This window comes from Rhodoferax sp., from assembly GCF_039922535.1.
In the GTDB taxonomy this organism is placed as follows: domain Bacteria; phylum Pseudomonadota; class Gammaproteobacteria; order Burkholderiales; family Burkholderiaceae_C; genus Rhodoferax_B.
The window spans coordinates 1-5,356 of sequence record NZ_JBDTEM010000299.1; the positions used below are offsets into that span (position 1 = coordinate 1).

A 5,356-nucleotide genomic window follows, 5' to 3' on the forward strand; every position below is an offset into this window, starting at 1 on the left:
GCGAACAAAACGGGGCACTCGTATCCAGCATGCGCAACGCATTCCTGCAGCCGACCGCGTTTTCATCGGTCCGCTAAGAACGGATTCACGATACCAGTGCGGATTTAAGAAAAAATAGGCTTCTAGCCAAACTCAATTTAGTTTGAATTGCGACACCACCTGCACTAAGTCGGAGGCCTGGCCTTGCAGGCTGCTGGCGGCGGCGGCCATTTCTTCGACCAAGGCGGCGTTTTGCTGGGTGGCCTGGTCCATCTGGGTCACGGCTTCGCCGACCTGGCGGACCCCAGCGCTTTGCTCGGTGCTGGCGGCACTGATCTCGCCCACGATGTCACTCACCTGGCGAATAGCACCGACCACTTCGGCCATGGTGGTACCCGCCTGGTCCACCAGGGTGGTGCCCTGGGCCACGCGCTCGACGCTGGCGGTGATCAGCAGTTTGATCTCCTTGGCGGCCTCGGCGCTACGCCCGGCCAGGCTGCGCACCTCGCTGGCCACCACGGCAAAACCCCGACCTTGTTCGCCCGCGCGGGCGGCTTCGACGGCGGCGTTCAGCGCCAGGATATTGGTCTGGAAAGCGATGCCGTCGATCACGCCGATGATGTCGGCGATTTTTTGCGAGCTATCGTTGATGCCTTTCATGGTCTGCACCACCTGGCCAACGACCTCGCCCCCCTTGACCGCCACCGTAGACGCACGCAGGGCCAGCTGGTTGGCCTGGCGGGCGTTGTCGGCGTTTTGCTGCACGGTGCTGCTCAGCTCCTGCATCGAGGCGGCAGTTTCCTGCAAGGCGGCGGCCTGGTTTTCAGTGCGTGAACTCAGGTCGTGGTTGCCCTCGGCGATCTCGGCGCTGGCGGTGGAGACGCTGTCCGAGCCCTGGCGCACACTGCTGACCACCCGCACCAGGTTGGCCTGCATGTCTTGCAGGCTGGTGAGCAATTGGCCCACTTCGTCGGTGCTATGGGTCTCAATCCGGCCGGTCAGGTCGCCCGCGGCTACCTGGCGTGCCGCCCGATTGGCTTCGGCCAGGGGCCGGGTGATGGAGCCCGCCAGCCACCACGCGCTGCCAATGCCCACCAGCAGACTGAGGGTGCCCACGGCAATCAACAGATCGCGGCCGTGGGTGGTGCTTTCGGCCGTGCCTTTGGCTTCTTGGTCAATTTCCTGGCGCTGGGCCAGCATCAAAGCCTCCAGGGCATCCATGTAGGCCTTGCCCGCGGGGGTGAACTTTTGTTCCAGCATCTGGTTGGCCTCGTCGGATTTGCCCTCTTTCTTGAGGGCCGACACGGCATCGCGGGCCTCTACATAGGATTTGCGGGTGTTGCCGATGGCGGTAAACAAGGCTTTCTCGGCATCGGTTTTCATCAGCGGCTCCAGGGTTTTCTGGGCTTTGCTGGAGCGCTCACTAGAAGTCGCCGCGTCTTGCGCGAAGTAGCTGGCCAAGGAGGGGTCGCTGCTTTTGGCGATGGCGGTGGTGCGGCGCACGCTGGTATGGATATCGCGGTACCAGTCGCTGACCAGGCGTTCGGTCTGGATCGGGTCGCTGACGATGTACTGCGTGGCCTGCGCTGAAGCGTTGAGCTTGACGATGCCCACCAGGATGGAAATAAAGCACAGCAACAGGATCAGCGCAAAGCCCACGCTGAGGCGCTTGGTGATGGACAGGTTGGACTGGAAGGTAGACATGGCGGATAGGCTCCTGGGCAAGGTGGAGTGGGTGGTACGCAGGTCAAGAATCGATGGTGGGTGTCCAAAAAGACAAACCACATGAACGCAGCTGGTGGATATAGATACGGCGTGTATCGCTACATATTGGGTACCCGGTAAAAGAGGCAGCCAGGCCGGTGGTGGCTACACCACCCGCTGCTGCAACACGCCCAGCGCGGCCTCAAAATCGTACTGTGCCACCGCCGCTTCAATCTCGCCATAGCGGCCCTGCAACACCTGGCGGAGCAGCACGGCGTGCTCTTGCAGTAGTTCGATGGATTCGGCATCGTCCTCCCCCAGCAGCAGGGCCAAACGGGTGCAAATGGCCTCGGCCTGTGCCGAGTCCACAGTTGCGGCGGCGACCACCACAACAGCTTCGGGGGCAGGTAACTGCTGGGCAATAGCGGCCACCAGCGGGGCCAGCAACTGCGCGGTGCGTTCGGCCAAGCTGTGGAGTTCAGCCCGCGGCTCTTGCAGGTGGATGGCACGCTCCAGCTGGGCGGCGCTGGCCTGCAGCAGGCTGGCACCGATGTTGCCCGCTACGCCTTTGAGGGTGTGGGCGGTACGCTCGGCGCTGCCCAGGTCGCCCTGGTCCAGGCTGTGCCGCAACTCGGCTACGGCGCGGGCCTGCCCGGCGGCGAACTTGCGCAGCATGTCCTGGTACAGCGGCTGCTTGCCCATAATGCGGCGTAGGCCCTGGGCCACGTCGAGGCCAGGAATACGGCGTAAGCCATCCATGGTGGCCTCGGCGTGGGCGGATGCACCCAGGTCGGGTGCGGTATCCGTGCGCTGCACCAGGCCCAGGCCGCTGCGCGCTTGGATCCACTGGGCCAGGGCGCGCCACAGTTCGTCGGGTTCGATGGGTTTGGTGACGAAGGCATTCATGCCGGCATCCAGGCAGCGCTGGCGGTCGGCGGCCATGGCGTTGGCGGTCATGGCGACGATGGGGAGCATCGCGTTGCGGCGGTCCTGGCGCAGGATCTGGGTCGCGGTCACGCCGTCCATCACCGGCATTTGCATGTCCATTAGCACCAGGTCGTAGCGCAGCGCGGCATCCGAGTGGGTCTGGGCCACCATGTCCACGGCGATCTGGCCGTTGTCGGCAATCTCAACCACAAATCCGGCATCAAACAGCAGCTCGCAGGCGACTTGCTGGTTGAGCCCGTTGTCTTCCACCAACAGGATACGGGCACCGCTGAGCGGGGCCAGCGCCTCCCAGGCCGATCCCCCGGCATCCACCTTGGCGGCCGCCAGGGCGGTGCCACGGCCCATGGCACGCAGCATGGTGTTGAACAGCACCGAGGCATTGACGGGTTTGACCAGCAGGTCTTCAATGCCCGCTGCCTGGGCACCCTGCACCACTTCTTCGCGGCCGTAGGCGGTGACGAGGATGGGCTTGGGGTGGGGCTGCAGCCCCAGTGCGGTGATGGCGTGGGCGGTTTGCAGACCGTCCATGTCGGGCATTTGCCAGTCCAGCATGGTGATGTCGAAGGGAAAACCTCCGGCGGCGGCATCGCGCACGGCGGCCACGGCCTTGGCCCCCGAATCCACCGATGCCACGTCAAAACCCATGCTGCGCAGCATATCCACCAGCACCAGGGCGGCGTGGGCGTTGTCGTCCACCACCAGCACGCGGCGGCCGCGCAGGTCCAGGTCGGCCAATGCCGGACGCTCCACCTCTTCACCCAGGCCCAGCAACGCGGTAAACCAGAAGGTAGAACCCTCGCCAAAGGTACTTTCAACGCCTACCGTCCCCCCCATGGCCTCGGCCAGCGCCTTGCTGATGGCCAGGCCCAGGCCGGTACCACCGTATTTGCGGGTGATGGAGCTGTCGGCCTGGCTGAAGCTTTGGAACAGGCGGCCGATTTGCTCCTCGGTCAGGCCGATACCGGTGTCGCGCACCTCGAAGCGCAGCAGGGCCTGGTCGTCGGACCCGGCCTTGAGGCGCACCACCATGCTGATCTCGCCGCGCTCGGTGAACTTGATGGCGTTGTTGGCAAAGTTGATCAGGACCTGGCCCAGCCGCAGCGCGTCGCCGCGCAGGCTTTGCGGCACCTCGGGGGCGACATCGCAGACCAGCTCCAGGCCCTTGGCGGCAGCTTTTTCGGACACCACGTTGGCCACGTTTTCCAGCAGCTTGTCCAGCGCGAAGGGCAGGTTTTCGATCGACAGCTTGCCCGCTTCGACCTTGGAGAAGTCCAGGATGTCGTTGATCACGCCCAGCAGGTGCTGGCCCGACTGGTGGATTTTGGCCACGTAGTCGTGCTGGCGCGGGTTCAGGTCGGTCTTCAGCGCCAGGTAGGACATGCCGATGATGGCGTTCATCGGGGTGCGGATTTCGTGGCTCATATTGGCCAGAAAGTCGGTTTTGAAACGGTTGGCCTCTTCTGCCAGCTCTTTGGCACGGCGCAACTCTTCTTCGGCGTGCTTGCGCTCGCTGATGTCTTCCATCACCCAGATACCGGCCTTGGCATAGGCCGCCACCGCCAGCCGCTGGCCCACCAGGCGGCCGTCAAACCGGCTACCGTCTGCGCGGCAAAAGCTGCGCTCCAGCAGCACGCGCTGGCTCTGCTCGAACAGGCCGTCCACCTCCCTGGAGAAAGCCGCATGCTCTTCTGGCGAGGCAAACAGCATCGCGAAGGTGCGCAAAGTGCCATCCTGCAGGTCCAGACCAGGCAGGCCCACGATGGCCGCAAACCCGGCGTTGCACTGGCGGATCTGGCCATCGGCCCAAAAGACCAGGCCCGAGGGGATATTGTCAAAAATCACCTGCTGCTGCGCGGTGACCTCGTGCAGGCGAATTTCACGCTCCTTGATCGCGTCGATCACCTGCAAATAGCCGGTGGACAGCACCGAGCCATCGGGCAGCAAGCGCGGCACCGAAGCGCAGTGCACCCAGTGCACCTGCCCATCGGCACGGCGGATGCGAAAGTCGCAGGCAAAGGCCTGCATTTTCTGCACGGCCTCGGCCGAGGCGCGCAGCATCTCGGCCAGGTCGTCCTCGTGCACGGTCGCATCCATGGCCCAACCATGCTGCAGCACGGTGGCGGCGGAAATCCCCAGGATTTCCTGCACCCGCTCGCTCATGTAGGTGTAGTGGCTCTGGCCGTTGGGGAAGCGCTGCAGGCGGTACACCACCAGCGGCAGAGCGGAGGTGATTTCGAACAGGTCGTCTTGCGCGGCGCGCTGCACGGCCTCGGCTTCCAGTCGGGCATCGGCCTCCAGCAGGCGCAGTTGCTGGGCCTGGGCCTGGGCTCCGGCGGCTTCGCGCTGGCGGTACTGCCGGTAGATGGCCACCACCAAACCCAAAGTCAGCAGGCCCTGGAACAGCGTCAGCAGGCGGGTGGTGGTGATTTGCCGCTGCACTTCCACGGTGCGCTGTTCCACCACGGCGGCAGACGATTCACTGGACTCCAGCGACAGGCCGCGCACCACATCGCGCAGGTCGGCCAATCGCGCTTGCAACATCTGCAGTTGGGCTAGCGTGGGCAGGTGGGCGGCATCGGGGTCAAACACCGGGTCGGCCACCACCTGGAACTCCCGGAGCGCCATGCGTGCGGCTTTGAGCAGATCGTGGTTGCGCAGCAGCTCGGCGGACTGGGGCAGGTCCAGCGGCGCGGCGCGGCTGTAGAACAGGTCGTAGCGCAGTTGC

2 protein-coding genes are annotated in these 5,356 nt (G+C 64.6%); both read right to left on the reverse strand.

Going from position 1 to position 5,356, the window contains the following annotated elements; translation table 11 throughout:
* Positions 1 to 132: 132 nt before the first annotated feature.
* Positions 133 to 1,683, reverse strand: coding sequence for a methyl-accepting chemotaxis protein (locus tag ABI213_RS14135; RefSeq protein WP_348027581.1), 1,551 nt, complete (start codon positions 1,681 to 1,683; stop codon positions 133 to 135).
* Between the two features lie 165 nt (positions 1,684 to 1,848).
* The coding region (locus tag ABI213_RS14140) for a response regulator (protein ID WP_348027583.1) at positions 1,849 to 5,356 on the reverse strand (3,508 nt) is incomplete at its 5' end.